At 41.6% G+C, this 18,426-nt stretch carries 14 protein-coding genes and 1 pseudogene; 2 read left to right on the forward strand and 13 right to left on the reverse strand.

Annotated elements, in window-relative coordinates:
* Window positions 1-8: 8 nt before the first annotated feature.
* Window positions 9-2,507: an EAL domain-containing protein gene (locus NYF15_RS19995; protein WP_237119971.1), complete on the forward strand. Its 2,499-nt coding sequence runs from the start codon at window positions 9-11 to the stop codon at window positions 2,505-2,507.
* 1 nt (window position 2,508) lies between these two features.
* Here NYF15_RS19995 and NYF15_RS20000 read toward each other — a convergent pair whose 3' ends face one another.
* The 13 genes from NYF15_RS20000 to rsmD form a co-directional block, all read right to left on the reverse strand.
* Window positions 2,509-3,318, reverse strand: a complete 810-nt coding sequence (locus tag NYF15_RS20000) for a DUF2797 domain-containing protein (RefSeq protein WP_371354468.1) — start codon at window positions 3,316-3,318, stop codon at window positions 2,509-2,511.
* A gap of 45 nt (window positions 3,319-3,363) precedes the next feature.
* Complete coding sequence (locus NYF15_RS20005) at window positions 3,364-5,862, reverse strand: EAL domain-containing protein (protein ID WP_371354469.1); 2,499 nt, start codon at window positions 5,860-5,862, stop codon at window positions 3,364-3,366.
* A gap of 93 nt (window positions 5,863-5,955) precedes the next feature.
* On the reverse strand, window positions 5,956-7,242 hold the full coding sequence (gene purD, locus NYF15_RS20010; RefSeq protein ID WP_371354470.1) for a phosphoribosylamine--glycine ligase: 1,287 nt from the start codon (window positions 7,240-7,242) through the stop codon (window positions 5,956-5,958).
* 16 nt (window positions 7,243-7,258) lie between these two features.
* Window positions 7,259-8,077, reverse strand: a complete 819-nt coding sequence (locus tag NYF15_RS20015; protein ID WP_130149453.1) for a class I SAM-dependent methyltransferase — start codon at window positions 8,075-8,077, stop codon at window positions 7,259-7,261.
* Between the two features lie 96 nt (window positions 8,078-8,173).
* Complete coding sequence (purH, locus tag NYF15_RS20020) at window positions 8,174-9,760, reverse strand: bifunctional phosphoribosylaminoimidazolecarboxamide formyltransferase/IMP cyclohydrolase (RefSeq protein ID WP_371354471.1); 1,587 nt, start codon at window positions 9,758-9,760, stop codon at window positions 8,174-8,176.
* 228 nt (window positions 9,761-9,988) lie between these two features.
* Window positions 9,989-10,279 carry a DNA-binding transcriptional regulator Fis gene (gene fis / locus NYF15_RS20025; RefSeq protein ID WP_002957804.1) on the reverse strand — a complete coding sequence of 97 codons (291 nt, stop codon included), beginning with the start codon at window positions 10,277-10,279 and terminating at the stop codon, window positions 9,989-9,991.
* Between the two features lie 21 nt (window positions 10,280-10,300).
* Window positions 10,301-11,272: a tRNA dihydrouridine synthase DusB gene (gene dusB / locus NYF15_RS20030; protein WP_062568691.1), complete on the reverse strand. Its 972-nt coding sequence runs from the start codon at window positions 11,270-11,272 to the stop codon at window positions 10,301-10,303.
* Between the two features lie 271 nt (window positions 11,273-11,543).
* Window positions 11,544-12,425, reverse strand: coding sequence for a 50S ribosomal protein L11 methyltransferase (gene prmA / locus NYF15_RS20035; RefSeq protein WP_371354472.1), 882 nt, complete (start codon window positions 12,423-12,425; stop codon window positions 11,544-11,546).
* A gap of 65 nt (window positions 12,426-12,490) precedes the next feature.
* Window positions 12,491-14,350, reverse strand: coding sequence for an RNA polymerase sigma factor RpoD (rpoD, locus tag NYF15_RS20040; protein WP_130149456.1), 1,860 nt, complete (start codon window positions 14,348-14,350; stop codon window positions 12,491-12,493).
* Window positions 14,351-14,469: 119 nt separating this feature from the next.
* Complete coding sequence (dnaG, locus tag NYF15_RS20045; RefSeq protein WP_371354473.1) at window positions 14,470-16,221, reverse strand: DNA primase; 1,752 nt, start codon at window positions 16,219-16,221, stop codon at window positions 14,470-14,472.
* 135 nt (window positions 16,222-16,356) lie between these two features.
* Window positions 16,357-16,803 (reverse strand): GatB/YqeY domain-containing protein, encoded by a 447-nt coding sequence (locus NYF15_RS20050; RefSeq protein ID WP_062568695.1) that lies wholly within the window; start codon window positions 16,801-16,803, stop codon window positions 16,357-16,359.
* 21 nt (window positions 16,804-16,824) lie between these two features.
* Complete coding sequence (gene rpsU, locus NYF15_RS20055) at window positions 16,825-17,040, reverse strand: 30S ribosomal protein S21 (RefSeq protein WP_002957797.1); 216 nt, start codon at window positions 17,038-17,040, stop codon at window positions 16,825-16,827.
* Window positions 17,041-17,185: 145 nt separating this feature from the next.
* Window positions 17,186-17,803: a 16S rRNA (guanine(966)-N(2))-methyltransferase RsmD gene (rsmD, locus tag NYF15_RS20060; protein ID WP_371354474.1), complete on the reverse strand. Its 618-nt coding sequence runs from the start codon at window positions 17,801-17,803 to the stop codon at window positions 17,186-17,188.
* Between the two features lie 211 nt (window positions 17,804-18,014).
* Between rsmD and NYF15_RS20065 the strand changes: the two are divergent.
* A pseudogene (locus NYF15_RS20065) lies at window positions 18,015-18,426 on the forward strand (signal recognition particle-docking protein FtsY); the annotation flags it as partial.

Raw genomic sequence — 18,426 nt, forward strand, 5'->3', positions numbered from 1 at the left:
GTCTACTTATGAATCAACCAAGACGGCATCAAAAGGTCGGGGATGTTATTTCGCAAAAGCTGGTATCGTGCCCTGCACATACCCCTTTGGTTGATGCTGTGCGGTTGATGCATGTTCATAGTGTGACCGCTATTTTTGTTAAACATGATCAATCCATTGTTGGTATATGGACTGAAGCGGACTGCCTCCATGTTGATATTACAAGCTCTGAATTTAAAAATGTACCTATTCATGAAGTTATGTCAGCACCGGTGGTGTCCGTGCCTAGTCAGTGTTTACTGAGCGATGCGACACTGCGCTTTCAACAGCATGGTATTCGACACTTATTAGTAATGAATAGCGAGAAACAGCCTGTTGGTATGTTGAGCTTGTCGGATATTGTGCACAATCAAGGGCTTGATCACTACCTACAATTTCGTCCTATTCATGAACAATATCGCACTGAATTAGACATTGTTGATGCAAATTTGCCAATAGAAAGCGTAGTAGAAATTATGCGCACGAGCCGTCTAGAAAGTGTGCTTGTTTATAACCCAGCCTTAGATATTCATGGCATTATCACACAGCGAGATATTGTTGGGCTAATTATTCAAACCGAATGGCTTAACCCTTGTTGGCAATACGCAAGTTATCCATTGATAGAGATAGATAGCGACAGTAGTTTGTTCGATGCATATCGTCTTATGTCTGAACATAATGTTCGCCATTTAGCGGTCAGAGAGACTGATATTTGTGGGGTCATTTCGTTTGCTGATTTAATCACAGAAATAGAGTCAGCGTATTGCTGTGAACTTGAACGAGCGATTGAGCAGCGCGATATTGCCTTACAAAAGTCGCAACGAAATTTATTTTTAGCGAATAAAATTATTGATGCGTCATTGGATGGCATCATGCTAACTCGTAAAGATGGCACGATTATTCAAGTTAACCCTGCATTTACTCGACTCACAGGATTTGAGGAACATGAAGTGATTGGCAAGCGACCAAGCATTTTAAGCTCGTCCTCACACAGCCGTTCATTTTATCAAAAAATGTGGCATGCCATAGAGTATGAAGGGGTTTGGCAAGGAGAAATTTGCAACCGTAAAAAAAGCGGTGAAGAGTTTGTTGAATGGCTGACGATTATTCAAATTAAAGATCCTAATGTTGATGAAGTACTCTATGCGGCTATTTTTAGTGATATAACAGAGCGTAAGCGAGCAGAAGAAAAAATCTCACAACTGGCGTATTACGATGAACTTACAGGCTTGCCAAATAGACGGTTATTTCACGATAGGTTGTCAATTGCGTTAAGTGCAGCCAAGCGTAATCAAGATTTATTAGCCGTTATGTTTGTTGACTTAGACCGTTTTAAAGAGGTGAATGACAGCCTAGGTCACGATGCAGGTGACAACCTTTTACAGCAAATTGCAGAGCGCATTTCATCTGTACTACCTGAGGGAGATACCCTAGCTCGTCTAGGTGGGGATGAGTTTGTACTTTTATGCGAAGTTGAGAGGGTTGAAGCATTACTTGGATTTGCAGAGCAGGTCTTGCAACAAGTCAGTATGCCTTTGTTAATTAATGAGCAGGTGGTGGCGATAACCGCTTCCATTGGAGCCGCAGTGTTTCCAGATGATGGTATTGATAGTGCTACCTTGCTTAAACATGCTGATATTGCAATGTATCGGGCAAAAGAGGTGGGGCGAAACTCATTTCAATTATTTAAGCCGGCCATGAATGCGCGCTCTCTTGAGCGGCTTGCGATGATGAGTCGTTTGCAAACGGCCATAGAAAACGATGAGTTTGAACTGTACTATCAGCCGAAGCAACACCTTGAAAGTGGCCGAATATGTGGCGTGGAAGCCTTACTGCGTTGGCAGGAGCCAAGCTTAGGTGTTATCTCCCCAGCTAAATTCATTCCATTGGCAGAAGAACTTGGCTTAATTGTAAAGCTGGATATGTGGGTTATAGAACAAGCCTGTAAAGAGTTAGCGATATGGCAGCGAAATGATATTGAAGCAGGGCGTTTAGCGATTAATATTTCAGCCAATCATTTACGGCAAGGGCAATTGGCTTCTAATGTTGAACGCTTATTGAGAGAGTATGAGGTGGACCCATGCAAACTTGAAGTCGAACTCACTGAGAGCTGCTTCATAAGTCATTTTAGTGAAGCTAAACAAGAGTTGCTGGCACTTAAAAAGTTGGGCGTACATATTACACTTGACGACTTTGGGACAGGCTATTCAGCATTGAGTTATCTAACCAAGCTGCCTATCGATACACTTAAAATTGACGCTAGCTTTATTGCTAAAGTCCCTGATGAATATGGTAATAGTGAGATTGTTTCGGCGATTGTGACATTGGCTAAAAGCTTGAATATACACGTTGTTGCAGAAGGTGTTGAGAAAGTGGAGCAGTTAAACTACTTACAAGCGCTTAACTGCGACACGATTCAAGGCTATTATTTCTGCCGCCCCATTACGAAGCAGCAGTGGTATGACTTTTATCTTAATACTCAAAAATAGTTTAGCTTAGGGTGATTTCGTACGAAGTAAACTTTCGAATATTAATGACGCCAGTGTCAAAAATTAAGTATTGGCCCTTAATACCTTTTAAAACACCTGAGACCTCTGGAGCCTTATCAAAATTGAATGAGCTGATCTTGGTTGGATATTCGTCGACAGGGTAATCAAGAGTCACAACGTCCTCATCTAGTTTTTCGATGGCTGTTGCACCAAATAACTCGGCAAGTTCATCTAACTTTTCTTCTATTTGTGGCAGTAACTCTGTGGCAGCAGCCTTTAGGTCGAGCACGTCAGATTGCCCTTTTAGCATATTACGCCAATTGGTTTTATCAGCAATAAACTTGGCTAACGCTATTTCAACTAAACCTGATTGCAAACGAGTCTGTACTTTAAAAATAGGTAGGGCTTGAGTTGCCCCTTGGTCAATCCAGCGGGTCGGGATTTGTGTATGACGGGTAATACCCACTTTCAAGCCAGAAGTATTTGCTAAATACACATAGTGCGGGATCATGCAGTTTTCTTCGCCCCACTGTGGCTCACGACACGTGCCTTGGTCATAGTGACAAGTTTCGGGTTTCATAATACACATATCGCAGCTTGCTAGTTTGCGCATACAGACAAAACAGTGTCCTTGTGAGTAACTTTTTTTGGTTTTCTTGCCACAGTTACAACAAAAGATATTACCGGTGTACGTGAGTGTGAGTGTTTTTCCTATATAGTCGTTTAAAGGTACTAGTTCATCACCAACAGGTAGTTGATATTGTACAGGTGTACTGTGAGTCGACTTGAGTTTACGCAATGTACCTTGCATCTTTACTTGGCCCCTAAAGATGTAAAAGGGGTAGTGTAACACGCTCTATTTCGATTGTGTGCCGATAAGCTCAAGATATTCATCAACTGCCAAGGCTTTGCTGTAAAAGTAGCCTTGGCCATGATCAGCCCCCATTTTTATAAGAAGTTGCTCAGTTTCTTGATCTTCTATCCCCTCGACCGTGATATTCATGTCAAGGTTATGGGCCATATCGATCGCTGTTTTTACGATCACTTGGTGAGTATCGTTATTGGTTAAATCGAGAATAAACGATTTATCTACTTTAATTGTGCTAAACGAGTAATTAACTAAGTAATTAAGGGAAGAGTAACCAGTGCCAAAGTCATCTAAAATCACTTGGCTCCCTAATTTATTTAACTCATTAACAAAGCGTGTCATATCCTTGTGGTTTTTTATCAGTGCATATTCAGTCAGTTCAAATTTTAACTGATTGGCATAAATACCTCGTTTTAGAATGGTATTTTCAATTTTTTCAACCAGTTTAGGAATGGCTAAGTTTTTGGCACTTAAGTTAACACTAATCGTATGTTCTTTGTGTCCGTGCTGATTGAGCTTTGCTATAGTTTGACATGCTTTTTCAATTACCCATAAGCTCAATTCATTGATAAGTCCCGTTCGTTCAGCAAGCTGGATTAGTTGTTCGATATTTAAATTTTGATGAGCACTTGGCCAGCGTAGTAGGGCTTCAGCTCCTGCAATTTTGCCCGTGCGTAAATCAATGATTGGTTGTAAATATATCGCTAATTGCTCATTGCGAATAGCGTGCTGTAATGATGCAGCCAAGCTTAAATCCATATCAACATAGGCAGAGTCGAGAGTTTTAATCGCCTGTTTTTGAGAAATTGCGAGAAATCCTCGTTGTAACCAAGAGTCAAAGCCATCATTTTCAATGGGTTCGGTAACGCTGAATCGGTAATAAAGCTGCAAATCGAGGCCTGCAATTTTATATTGCTTTGGCAGTTGTTTAGCAATATTACTTAACTCATCGTATAAGTCGCTTTTGGGCTGTATTTTAGTTGATATAAAGGCCAGCATACCATTGCCTAGATCAGCTATTTTAGGGCTATTATCCAGTGCATATTCAAGGTTAATAAACTGTCTATGCTTGGCTAAGTGGTTTTCTAACGAAAGAGCAACCGTTGTGATAATTTTACTACTTTGGCTCGGGTTTAAGATGCTAAGTAATGCATTGAATTGCTCAATCTTAATTAAACACAAATGTGCGCTGCGTTTTTCATTTATTAAACTCATGTACCCTTGCTTGAGCATGGCTTGGTTTAATAGTTTTGTTTGTTGAGTATGAGTTGCGTGATACAGCGCTTTTTCGCGTTGATAACGCACTCTGTCAGCCAGTGCCATTGCCATTAAAACAATCTCACAAAGTATGGCTATTAAGAACAAGTGACGAGTTGTAAAACTGTAAGGAATAAAGCCAGTTAATTCCAGTGGCTGTACAGCAGCACCAATAATAAGCGGTATCCATGACATGACATAAAACTTCGCCCATCTGAAACCACTAATTAGTTTCTTATAAATCATGGTAATACATAAAATATAAAGAATGACCATCATGGCAAAAAAGATCTTCGAGGAGTTATACTCCAGCATAAAAAAGCTCATTAAACCTAAGCTGAAAAGAACAGCCAAGAAGCTAAGGCTCAGCTTATATAGTCGGCAATTATCTTTGTGATAGCGCAAAAACATGGTGCAAAATGCAACGGTAAAAAAGGCAATAGCGTAATTACTAAACACTATTTTTTCGTTAAAAAATAATTGCCAAGACAGTGGCCAAAGGTAAAAGCCAAACCCAAGCACAGAGCCCATCAACAAGAGGGCAGAAATAATGTAGCCAATATAAATGAGATAAACACGATCACGGATACCCAAAAAAAGTACAAGGTTGTAAAGAGCAGCCATAATCAGCACGCCAATAAATATTCCCCAAATACCAGCTTGTGAACGCAATAAGTCTTGAAACTCTTTTTTACCGTAAATATTGATGGGTGTTTTGCTGATCCCGACAGTATCTACTTTTATGACCAAAGAGACTTTTTCACTGCCCTTTAATGTTAAAGGGGTGTGTGGTGTACTGTATTGAAATAAAGAAAGCCCACTGACCTTATCACCTAGTTCAATCGTGCTAGTGAGTTGTTGCTGTTCATTGAGTTGATAAACAGTGAGGTAGTCAACCATAGGGTTATCAAAATGAATAAACAAATCAATCGGGTTCGGTTGCCTATTTTCTAAATCGAGCTTTAACCAGTAATCTTTTGCGGCTAAATCCCACTCAATGTGCTTAAAAGGCTTTTTTTTAAGTTTGCTCGGCTCACTTAAAAACTGTGAAAGAGTAAGCGACTTAGTCTCATCAATGCGGTAAGCATTTTGAGAGTAAACAGGTGCTGTTTTGTCAATGGTGTAACGAGTTGGGCTCGCCAAGTGAGACGATAAAGTGCAGATAATAAAAAATAAGATCGCAAGAATAAAAAATGACAAAAAATGATATTTTAGCGTTTTACTATTCAAAATGACTTCTTAGCTTAGTTTGGCTCCTCAATAGTGTAGCATTAAAAAAGCGCAGATAAACTGCGCTTTTTCTTAGATTTAACTGGTTTGACCTTACGCTTTTTCGCGCGCTATTGCGCGATAAGCGATGTCAGTGCGGTATTCCATACCTTCCCAGCTAATATCATCAACAAGCTTATAGGCACGTTGTTGTGCTTCAGTGACAGTATTGCCAAGTGCTGTTGCACACAATACTCGACCGCCAGCCGTAACTACATGCTCGCCATCTTGCTTGGTGCCCGCGTGGAATACTTTTTCACCTTCAGGGTAGGTTACTTGTAAGCCATTGATCGCATCACCTTTCGGGTAGCTGCCTGGGTAGCCTTTTGCAGCTAAAACAACACCAACTGCTGCACGAGGGTCAAATTCAATATCTGTTTTATCAAGCTCTTCACGGTTAGCCGCTTCAATTAGCTCAACAAGATCTGATTTAAGACGAAGCATCATAGGTTGCGTTTCAGGGTCACCAAAACGACAATTGTACTCAATAACCTTTGGTGTTCCATCCGCAGCAATCATAAGGCCTGCATACAAGAAACCTGTGTAAGGATGGCCTTCTTTTGCCATTCCCTCAACGGTAGGGTTAATCACTTCATTCATGATACGTTGGTGAATTTCATCAGTCACAACTGGCGCAGGTGAGTAAGCCCCCATACCACCAGTATTTGGACCTTTATCGCCATTGTAAGCACGTTTGTGATCTTGGCTTGTTGCAAACGGCAGTACGTTTTTGCCATCGACCATGACAATAAAAGACGCTTCTTCACCTTCTAAGAACTCTTCGATAACCACACGGCTGCCTGCTTCACCAAAGCTATTGCCAGCAAGCATATCGCGAATAGCTTCTTCAGCTTCAAGCTCTGTCATGGCGACAATAACACCTTTACCCGCTGCTAAACCGTCAGCCTTAACAACAATCGGTGCACCTTTTTCCTTGAGGTATTCAAGGGCAGGGTCGATTTGCTCAAAGGTTTGGTAATCAGCAGTAGGGATCTTATGGCGAGCCAAGAAGTCTTTGGTGAACGATTTAGAGCCTTCTAATTGGGCCGCACCAGCTGTAGGGCCGAAAATAGCTAAACCGTGTTCACGGAATGTATCAACAACACCCAGTACCAGTGGTACTTCAGGACCAACAATGGTTAGTTCAACGTTGTTTTCTTTAGCGAAAGCTAAAAGACCTTCAAGATCTTCAACATTGATTGCAACGTTCTCAAGTTTTGGCTCAAGAGCCGTGCCTGCGTTACCTGGAGCAACGAAAACGGTGTTTACTTTACTGTTTTGGGCAGCCTTAAACGCAAGTGCGTGTTCGCGGCCACCACTGCCGATGACAAGTACATTCATGGCGAAATAATCCTATTTAAAGCGGTTTTTTAAACTTCAGCGTCATGCGGTCACTTTCACCAATTGCTTTATACTTCGCGGCATCTTTTTCGCCTAAACGAAGGCTTGGTGGGAGTGTCCACACCCCTTTAGGGTGATCAGCTGTATCAAGTGAGTTTGCATTAATGTCACTGCTTGCTACCAGTTCAAAGCCAGCTTGTTTTGCAATATCAATTACATAGCTTTGCTTCATATAACCTGATGATTTCTGATCTTCATCGCTGCGCTGTTCTGGTAAACGGTGTTCAACAACACCAAGTGTACCGCCTGGCTTTAGGGCTTTATAAAATGATTTGAATGCGCTTAGTGCGCCTTCTTTATCTTTGCCCATGTACCAGTTATGAACATTTCTGAAGGTTAAAACCATATCAGCACTGCCAGCAGGAGCGATATCAAGATGCGTGCTCGGTGCAAATTCTGTGAGTTTTACTTCACTGAAACGTGCATCTCCTGCAATTTTCTTTTTAAACCCTGCGAGTGAACGCTGGTAGTAACCTACTGAGGAATCAGCTGGGAAATGTGCTGCATAATAAGTCCCTTTACCTTTTAATGCTGGAGCTAAAATCTCAGTATACCAGCCACCGCCAGGCGCAATCTCAACGACAGTCATTGATGGCTCAAAACCAAAAAAGTTAAGCGTTTCGACTGGGTGACGATATTCATCACGGGCACTGTTATCACTACGCTCAGCTGCACTGACTGCTTTAGTGAGTGCTGAGTTTAGGTCTTGGCTAAGAGCGTGTGCAGAAGCAAGTGTAAGGCTTGCAACAAGTATAGATTTTAGAGCAAATTTCATCGTCTGTTCCTTCATTAATTAAGCAATTAGTAATCAGAATACGTGAATTTGTAGCAAACAAAAAGGGTTAAACACGCTGTTTAACCCTTTGTGTGATTAGTGGCGGAAATGGCGCATACCTGTGAATACCATTGCCATACCTGCTTCGTCAGCTGCGGCGATAACTTCTTCATCACGCATTGAACCACCAGGTTGAATAACAGCTGTGATGCCTGCGTCGCGAGCAGCATCAATACCGTCACGGAACGGGAAGAATGCATCAGATGCCATAACAGAACCTTTTACTTCTAAGTTCTCATCAGCTGCTTTGATACCTGCAATTTTCGCTGAGTAAACACGGCTCATTTGGCCTGCACCTACACCGATAGTCATGCCGTCACGTGCATAAACAATCGCGTTCGACTTAACGAATTTAGCTACTTTCCAGCAGAATAATAAGTCCTTTAACTCTTGTTCAGTTGGCTGGCGCTTAGTGACAACTTTAAGATCGCTCTGCGTTACCATGCCAAGGTCACGGTCTTGAACTAGGATTCCGCCATTTACTCGTTTGATGTCATGGCCTGTTGCATTACCTGTCCACTCGCCGCACTCTAATAAACGTACGTTTTGCTTAGCAGATACAATTTGTGCCGCCGCGTCAGATACTTTAGGCGCGATGATAACTTCAACAAATTGACGCGCAACAATCGCTTCTGCCGTATCCGCATCTAACTCTTTGTTGAATGCAATGATGCCACCAAATGCTGATGTAGGGTCAGTTTTGAATGCGCGATCATAAGCTTCAAGAATGTTGTCACCAATTGACACACCACAAGGGTTCGCATGTTTTACAATAACACACGCTGGTACGTCGAATTCTTTTACACACTCTAATGCTGCATCAGTGTCAGCAATATTGTTGTAAGAAAGTGCTTTACCTTGCAGTTGTACCGCTGTTGCAACAGACGCTTCAGTTAAGTCGTTTTCAACATAAAAAGCGGCGTCTTGGTGTGAGTTTTCACCGTAGCGCATATCTTGCTTCTTAGTGAACTGCATGTTGATAGTACGTGGGAACTTAGTATCGATAGCAGCTTCTTCTGTGTAGTCAGGAACCATCTTGCCGAAGTAGTTTGCAATCATGCCATCGTACTGAGCTGTGTGCTCGTAAGCCGCGATTGCTAAATCAAAACGTGTTTTATACGTTGTTGAACCGTTGTTGCTTTGCATTTCGCTGATTACACGGTCGTAATCTTTTGCATTGACGACAATAGTCACGTCTTTATGGTTTTTCGCTGCTGCGCGAACCATCGTTGGACCACCGATATCAATGTTTTCAATCGCATCTTCTAGGCTGCAGTCTTCTTTCGCAACAGTGTTTGCGAAGGGGTATAAGTTAACTACAACGATATCGATAGCAGAGATGTTATTCTCGCTCATTACGTCTTCATCTTGACCGCGACGTGCTAAGATGCCGCCGTGAATTTTTGGATGAAGTGTTTTTACGCGACCATCCATGATCTCAGGGTGACCAGTATGGTCAGATACTTCAGTGACTTTGATGCCGTTATCAGCAAGTAATTTGCAAGTACCGCCCGTTGATAAAATATCCACGCCTTGTGCTTCAAGAGCGCGAGCAAATTCAACGATACCGGTTTTATCTGACACACTTAATAGTGCGCGACGAATTGGACGATGTGTATCCATTGTAGTTTTGATTACCTCAATGTTTGAGCTAGCTTAGAAAGGCGGTATTTTAACTGAATATGGCTCAAAAGACGATGTTTAAAGGATGAGGATTTTGCATAGTTTTTGTCGTTATAAAAAAAGCACCCGAAGGTGCTTTTTTCAATAACTTATTACCAGTTACTATGAAGCTGTAAGCAATTATAACGATAGCTCGTTAGAGTGATTACAGATTCAATATAACGGGTATTAGTTCATGCCGTATTTTTTAAGCTTCTTACGTAAAGTACCACGGTTGATACCTAGTAAGATTGCTGCACGAGTTTGGTTACCACGCGTATACGTCATTACTTCTTCAAGTAATGGTGCTTCTAGCTCAGAAAGAACAAGGTCGTATACGTCTTGTACGTCTTGACCATTAAGTTGCTTTAAGTAGTGATGAACCGCTTTTTTCACTGCATCACGCAACGGCTGTGGTTTCTCGTGTGACTGTACATGAGGGTTTGTGATAAATGGAGAAGTCACGTTTTGTTCGAACATCGTTATATGTCTCTTTCTTTCTTAGTTAGCTGCTAGTGTTTTAAAGTATTCTTCTAATGCGTCGATTTGTGCCTGTGGGTTATCTAACGCATTAAATACTCGCCTAAACTGACCGTCACTGTCATGGGTTTGCAAATACCAAGATACATGCTTTCGAGCGATACGCGCTCCCATTGGCTCCCCGTAAAACTGATGAAGATTGTCTAAATGCTCCATCAAAATGCTTCGCACCTCTGCAATTTCAGGTGCTGGCAAATGTTCTCCAGTTCGCAAATAGTGGTCTATCTCCCTAAAAATCCAAGGGCGACCTTGGGCGGCTCGACCAATCATGATGGCATCTGCACCCGTATAATCTAAAACCTGTTTTGCTTTTTCTGGTGATGTAATATCACCATTGGCGACAACAGGTATAGATACTGAACGTTTAATATCCCTAATTGTGGCGTACTCCGCTTCACCTTTATACATACATGCGCGCGTGCGTCCATGTACAGCCAGTGAAGCGATGCCATAGCGCTCAGCTATGCTCGCAATCTCGACACCATTACGGTTATCCTGATCCCATCCAGTTCGGATTTTCAGTGTTACTGGGACATCGACTGCATTAACAACTGCATCGAGTATCTCTTCTACTAATTCAGGAAACTGTAATAAGGCAGAGCCTGCGAGTTTCTTATTCACTTTTTTAGCAGGGCACCCCATATTAATATCTATGATTTGTGCACCATTGCTGACATTGAATTGTGCTGCCTGTGCCATAAGCTCAGGATCGGCTCCGGCAATTTGCACCGAGCGAATACCCGATTCACCGCTGTGATCCATACGGTTCATCGACTTTTCGGTTTTCCACACTTTCGGGTTCGACGAGAGCATTTCAGATACAGCAAGCCCCGCACCTAAGCGTCGGCAAAGTTGTCGAAATGGTCTGTCTGTAATGCCTGCCATAGGCGCGACAATTACATTGTTCTCAAGTTGGTATGAACCGATACGCACTGTTATTCAATAGGCCTCTTTTCAAGGGGCGCTAAGTTTACGGTTTTTTTTCCAAAAATCAAAGGCTATAAATTGAACAAAAGTGACTTTTTTTTGCCCTTTTTGTATTGACTTTTGATAACAGTTTGACGAGCGGGTCGATTTGTTTGTTATTTAAACAAAAAAAATTTAGCCGTTTTAAAATGGTAAAATTTACGCATGTAAAAATAAGGTAAAGCCTGTTAAATAGTGGCTTTACCTTGCGTGTTATGGATTAAAAGTATTATCTGTTTTATGCCTTTTTTGTGCCGCTCACGCGTGTCCATTCACCTTCAATGGCGATATCATCAAGGGCTAAAAATGGGGCATAAACGTCGGCAACAGATTGAGCTTGCTCTTCTAAAATACCTGACATGGCAATTTTACCATTGGGTTTCAACAATCCTAAAATGACCTCATGAAGCTCCCTTAATGGTTGCGCAAGAATGTTTGCAACGACGATATCAGCGATAAATTCAGGCTGATCTTCTGGCAAGTAGACTTCAAGTTTGTCAGCCACGCCATTACGCTCTGCATTATCGCGGCTTGCTTCAATGGCTTGTGGGTCAATATCGATACCGATCATACGCTCAGCACCTAGTTTTATGGCCGCTATGCCTAAAATACCCGAGCCGCAACCAAAGTCGACCACAGTTTTACCTGTTAGATCTTGGCTTTCCAGCCACTTCAAACATAGTGCAGTCGTTGCGTGTGTACCTGTACCAAATGCAAGGCCTGGGTCAAGTAATACGTTAACAGCGCTAGGATCAGGAATATCTCGCCAACTCGGACAGATCCATAAGCGCTCACCAAATTGAATCGGGTGGAAGTTGTCCATCCACTCACGTTCCCAGTCTTTGTCTTCAAGTTGTTCAATTTTATATACAAGCTTGTCAGCGAGTGTCGCTTCTGCTTTTAATGTCGACACTACACTGTCCATATCATGGTTAGCGTCATACAGGCCAATCACTGTGGTATCAGCCCATAGTTGAACGGTCCCCAGTTTTGGTTCGTAAATCGGGGTGTCTTTTGCATCGACATAAGTCACTGATGCACTACCTGTGTCCATCAGTAAATCACTGATCATGTCAGCATTATCAGCGTTTGCATTAATTCGAATTTGGATCCAAGCCATGATAATCTCTCGAATAGAAAAAAGGCCGCAACAGCGGCCTTTTAGTTATTAATAGTGCAGTGTAATTACTTCGCGTCTAAGAAGCTTTTCAGTAAGTCTGAGCGAGAAGGATGACGTAATTTACGTAACGCTTTCGCTTCGATTTGACGAATACGTTCACGAGTTACGTCAAACTGTTTACCTACTTCTTCTAATGTATGGTCTGTGTTCATATCGATACCAAAACGCATACGAAGTACTTTCGCTTCACGGGCTGTTAAGCCAGCTAATACGTCATTGGTTGCACCACGTAGCGATTCCATCGTTGCAGAATCAATTGGCGAATCAATGGTCGTATCTTCAATGAAGTCACCTAAGTGCGAATCTTCATCATCACCGATTGGCGTTTCCATTGAAATAGGCTCTTTCGCGATTTTCAATACCTTACGAATTTTATCTTCAGGCATTAACATACGCTCAGCTAATTCTTCTGGATTAGGTTCGCGGCCCATTTCTTGTAACATTTGACGAGAAATACGATTTAGCTTGTTAATCGTTTCTATCATGTGTACAGGAATACGGATAGTACGTGCTTGGTCAGCAATTGAGCGTGTAATTGCTTGACGGATCCACCATGTTGCATAAGTTGAGAACTTATAACCACGACGATACTCGAACTTATCAACCGCCTTCATTAGACCAATATTACCTTCTTGAATAAGGTCTAAGAATTGTAGTCCACGGTTGGTATATTTTTTCGCAATCGAAATTACAAGACGTAAGTTAGCTTCTACCATTTCCTTTTTCGCACGGCGGGCTTTCGCTTCACCAATGCTCATACGGCGGTTGATGTCTTTAATACGTTCAATACTTAAACCAGTACTTTCTTCGATTGCGCTTAATTTTTGGATACAGCGAATGATCTCAGGTTTTACTTCTTCAAGCTTAACTGAGTGTTTTTCGTTAGCCGCAATTTCAAGGTCGATCCAGCTAGTATCTGTTTCATTATTAGCAAAGTGCTTAACGAACGTTTTCTTAGGAAGCTTAGCAATTTGAACCGCTTGCTTCATGATAAGACGTTCTTGAACACGCACTCTGTCCATCATTTCGCGCATGTTGTTTACCATGCGGTCAAACTGTTTTGGAACTAGCTTAAATGTTTTAAATAACTCGCCAATTTCGGTAATAGCAGCTAATGAGTCAGGATGAGAGCGACCTTTTTCTTCAAATGTATCACGCGCTTTATTATAAAGATCACGTAGATTTTCGAAGTGAATACGTGCTTCTTCAGGATCTGGTCCTGTATCAGCTTCATCATCATCACCGTCGTCATCATCATCACTGTCTTCATCATCACTATCATCGTCTTCTTCGTCTAACTGTTCTTCGTTTAACTCAGAACCGATATGCGTTGCTGAAATTTGTGATTCGTCTTCATTATTAGGATCGAAAAAGCCTGAAATAATGTCGCTTAAGCGCATTTCTTCAGCTTCAAATTTATCCCACTGCTCGAGTAGGTAAGTAATTGCTTCTGGGTATTCAGCAACTGAAATCTGAACTTGGTTGATACCTTCTTCGATACGCTTAGCGATTACAATTTCGCCTTCACGTGTAAGTAGTTCAACAGTACCCATTTCACGCATGTACATGCGTACAGGGTCAGTTGTTCGACCGATCTCTTTTTCTACAGTCGCAAGTGCAGCGGCCGCGGCTTCTGCTGCGTCTTCGTCTGTCGTTGTTTCTTGCATCATTAATTCATCGGCATCAGGTGCGTTTTCACTTACCTTGATACCCATATCATTAATCATGCTAATGATATCTTCTACCTGATCTGAGTCGATAATGTCTTGTGGAAGGTGATCATTAACTTCTGCAAAAGTTAAATAACCTTGCTCTTTACCTTTTTGAATCAGAAGCTTTAATTGTGACTGAGGAGTTGGATCCATAGAGATTTATTCTTCCACTCTGAAAGTTGATACAACAGGCGCCAGCTCGCTTTATAAGCGAAACGAAAACTAACTAGACGCAGTGAATAGCACAGTATAACAGCATAATTCAAATCTGACTAGCTGTTGCTGCCTTTTAACGCTTGTGTCAGTAAGTGACACTCAAGACGTTCTTCGCTTGTTAACCCTTGGGTCTTGTCTTTTATTAATAGGGTCTCTAGTCGATAATTTAAACACTGGTCTTCAATAAATTTAAAAGTATTTTTAAAAACAGTTTCTAAACGATCGTCATTTATTTGATGTTGCCAAGTTGCTAATTTCACAAGAGCATCATACTGCGCACTATCACGAAATGACTCAAGAATTTGTGCCGTTGTAATTCCTTGTCGCTCTAGTGCTAAGTGTTGGATATGTAAAAAAAGTTCAATACCGGCAATTTTCATTTCTGCCAATTCTGGCATATAAGCAATGCTGCTCGCTAAGTGTGGATGTTGCAATAAAATACCAATAGCTTGGCGCATTGGCGTGATCTTAAATTTACGTTCAATTGCATGTTGCTGCTTTGGTGATTTTACACGGTTATTTAATTGTTCTCGCGTTCGACCAATTAAGCGGCCAAGGTGTTCTAAAATATTCTCTTGATAAAACTCACTGGGGATTTTTTCAATCAGTGGCAGGGCATCACTGAGTAATTTTGCTTTACCCGCATCTTGGGTTAGGTCAACCTCTTGGCTGAGCTTATTAAAGAGCACTTTACTAAAATCATCCGCGTCGTTTAATCGTGCTTCAAAAGCGTCTTTGCCTTCTTTTTGTACCAGTGAGTCTGGATCTTCACCGTCAGGTAAAAATACAAATTGTAATGACTTTCCATCGGCAAGGTAAGGAAGTGCATTCTCAAGGGCACGCCAAGCAGCATCGCGACCAGCACGGTCACCATCGTAACAGCAAATTACTTTATCTGTGGTTCTAAATAAAGTGTGCATATGTTCTGCGGTCGTTGCTGTACCAAGGGCTGCAACGGCATATTCGATACCTTGCTCAGCTAAAGCAACCACGTCCATATAACCTTCGACAATTAAAATATGGTCCAGTTTTTTATGAGCTTGCTTAGCTTCGTACAAGCCATAAAGTTCAAAACCTTTATGGAAAATACGCGTTTCCGGCGAGTTCAAATATTTAGGTCCTTGATCCGCTTGCATAACACGGCCACCAAACGCGATTACCCGACCGCGTTTGTCGCGAATAGGGAACATAAGTCGGTCACGGAAGAAGTCAAATTGGCGACCTGGTGACTTTTCAGATGCGAGTTTTAACTCTACTAGCTGTTCTTTTTGCTCTTTATTGCGACCGAGTTGCTGACACAGTGCTTCCCACTCACTCGGCGCATAGCCAATCATGAATTTTTTTGCCGTTTCGCCACTTAAACCACGACCTTTAATATAATCAATCACGGTTTTAGAATTAGCATGATGCTTTAATTGATGCTGATAAAAGCGTGCAGCATGGAGCATTAAATCGTAATCAGAGCGCTTTTGTTCAGCGGTACGTTGCGGGCCTGAACTTGTGCCTTGCTCGCGAGGTACGTCTAAATTAAGCATACTCGCTAATTCTTCAATAGCATCAACAAACTCTAGTTTGTCATATTCCATGACAAATGAAATGGCATTGCCATTGGCACCACAACCAAAGCAATGATAAAACTGTTTATCTTGGGAGACGGTAAAAGAGGGGGTTTTTTCGTTATGAAAAGGACAACAAGCTTGGTAGTCTTTTCCCGCTTTTTTTAGGCCAACTTTTGAATCAATTAACTCAACAATATCGGTACGAGCGAGTAAATCATCAATAAACTGTCGAGGGATTTTTCCGGCCATAGCTGTTGTTTTTTCCTGCACTATTTTTGCATTTAAAGTAAGATTTGAACACAAAAGGTGATTATATAAAAGCTCAAAAGCAAGAAACCGAGCACTAGGCTCGGTTTGCTTGAATCATACATCTGTATGTGGGGGTTAGGCAGTTAATCGTTGCTTGATTAAGCCAGAAATCTTACCTAAATCGGCACGACCTTCAGCTTTGCTTTTGATCACTCCCATTACCTTACCCATGTCTTGCATACCCGCTGCATTTGTATCAGCAATAGCCGAGTCAATAAGTGCTATGATTTCTTCTTCACTCAATTGTTGAGGTAAGAATTCTTCAAGAGCTTTAATCTCATTGGCTTCAATTTCAGCTAAATCTTCACGACCCGCATCAATATACTGGGTGTAAGAGTCGCGACGCTGTTTTACAAGCTTCACTAAAACAGCGGTAATACCGTCGTCGTCTAGCGTGATTTGCTCGTCAATTTCACGTTGCTTGATAGCAGCAAGTACCATGCGGATAGGCTTAAGACGTTCTTTGTCTTTTGCCTTCATCGCATCTTTTTGCGCATCTTTTAGCGTTAATAAAAGGCTCATTTATACAAGACCAAATACTGATTAGTATAATTTAACGCGACGTGCGTTATCGCGAGAAAGCTTCTTCATGTGACGCTTTACTGCAGCAGCTTTTTTACGCTTACGCTCAGCTGTTGGTTTTTCATAGTGCTCGCGACGACGAACTTCTGAAAGGATACCTGCTTTTTCACATGAACGCTTGAAGCGACGAAGTGCTACGTCAAACGGTTCGTTCTCTCTTACTTTAATTACTGGCATTAAAAATTCACCTACCTAAATAATGAGCGTTGCTCAAGTTGATCGAATAACGATCAAGTGGTTCAAAAATGGTGCGGTATTGTAATCCGAAGCAACACCACATGTAAAGGATAATATTAACAGAAACTAGGATGGCAAAACAGCGTTAATTTGTCGCGCGTTGATACAAGCGACAAATTACTTGTCCTGCTGATTTTTCTTTTAATAGCAACCAGTTACTAGGAGTCTCAAGGCTTTTTAGTTCGCTTTCAACTTCTACATAAATTAACGCTTGCTCAGTTAACCATTGATTTGATTCGAGTAATAAACAACTTTTTTCGGCCAAGTTTTGGCGAAAAGGTGGGTCAACAAAAACTAGATCAAACTTTTTATTTTCATCATTATTACCTAAGAGCGCTAGGCTATTGCCCTGTTTTACAGTCGCATTATCAAGTTGCAAAGTGGCTATGTTGTTGTTTAGCTGTGCTGCTGCGCTTTTATCAAGCTCAAAAAAGACCGTATGTGCCGCAAACCGAGAAAGCGCTTCAAAACCAAGCCCTCCAGATCCTGCATAGCAATCGAGTACGTTTGCACCTCGGGTATCTTGCATTAACCAATTAAACACGGTTTCTTTTATTCGATCCGTTGTTGGGCGTAAGCCTTGTACATCTTTGACCGGAAGTTTTCTACCGCGAAATTGACCGCTAATGATGCGAATAAAGCCATTGCTTGACTTATTGCTTGTCGCTTTAATTTGGCGATTAGGTGTTGATTTTTTTCTCATTTAACTCACTAATAAATGGTAACTGATACCTAGCTCAGATAATATTGTGCTTTATAGCTAGTGTGTCATTTTTCTACTGCACTAAAAGTGTTACTATTAGTGTCTTAGCGATAGATGGTACCCGTTTTGGTTTGGCTGAAAGTAGCTGAACTATCACCAACCTATTATTCATGTAAGTTTATCAGATTTTTATAAGTGGTTATTAGCAAGTATGGCAAAAAAAAATAAATTCTTGTCTTGGTTTGGTTTTGGCAAATCAGAAAAACAACAAACAGAGCAAGCAGCAAAAGAGGCTGATAACCAGAAGCAATTAGAAGAACAACAGCGTATTGAAGCCGAAAAAGCGGAAGCTGAACGTTTAGAACACGAACGTATCGCAGCAGAAAAAGCGGAAGCTGAGCGTTTAGAGCAAGAACGCGTTGCTGCTGAAAAAGCAGAGCGTGAAGCTGAGCAAGCTGCTGCAGAAAAGGCAGAGGCTGAACGCTTAGAGCAAGAGCGTATTGCAGCTGAAAAAGCACAAACTGAACGTTTAGAGCAAGAGCGTATTGCAGCCGAAAAAGCGGAAACTGAGCGTTTAGCTCAAGAGCAGCAAGCGGCAGAGCAAGAGCGCCGTGAACAACAAG

Origin of the sequence: Pseudoalteromonas sp. 68 DY56-GL68 (genome assembly GCF_041414825.1) — a bacterium.
Classification (GTDB): Bacteria; Pseudomonadota; Gammaproteobacteria; order Enterobacterales; family Alteromonadaceae; genus Pseudoalteromonas.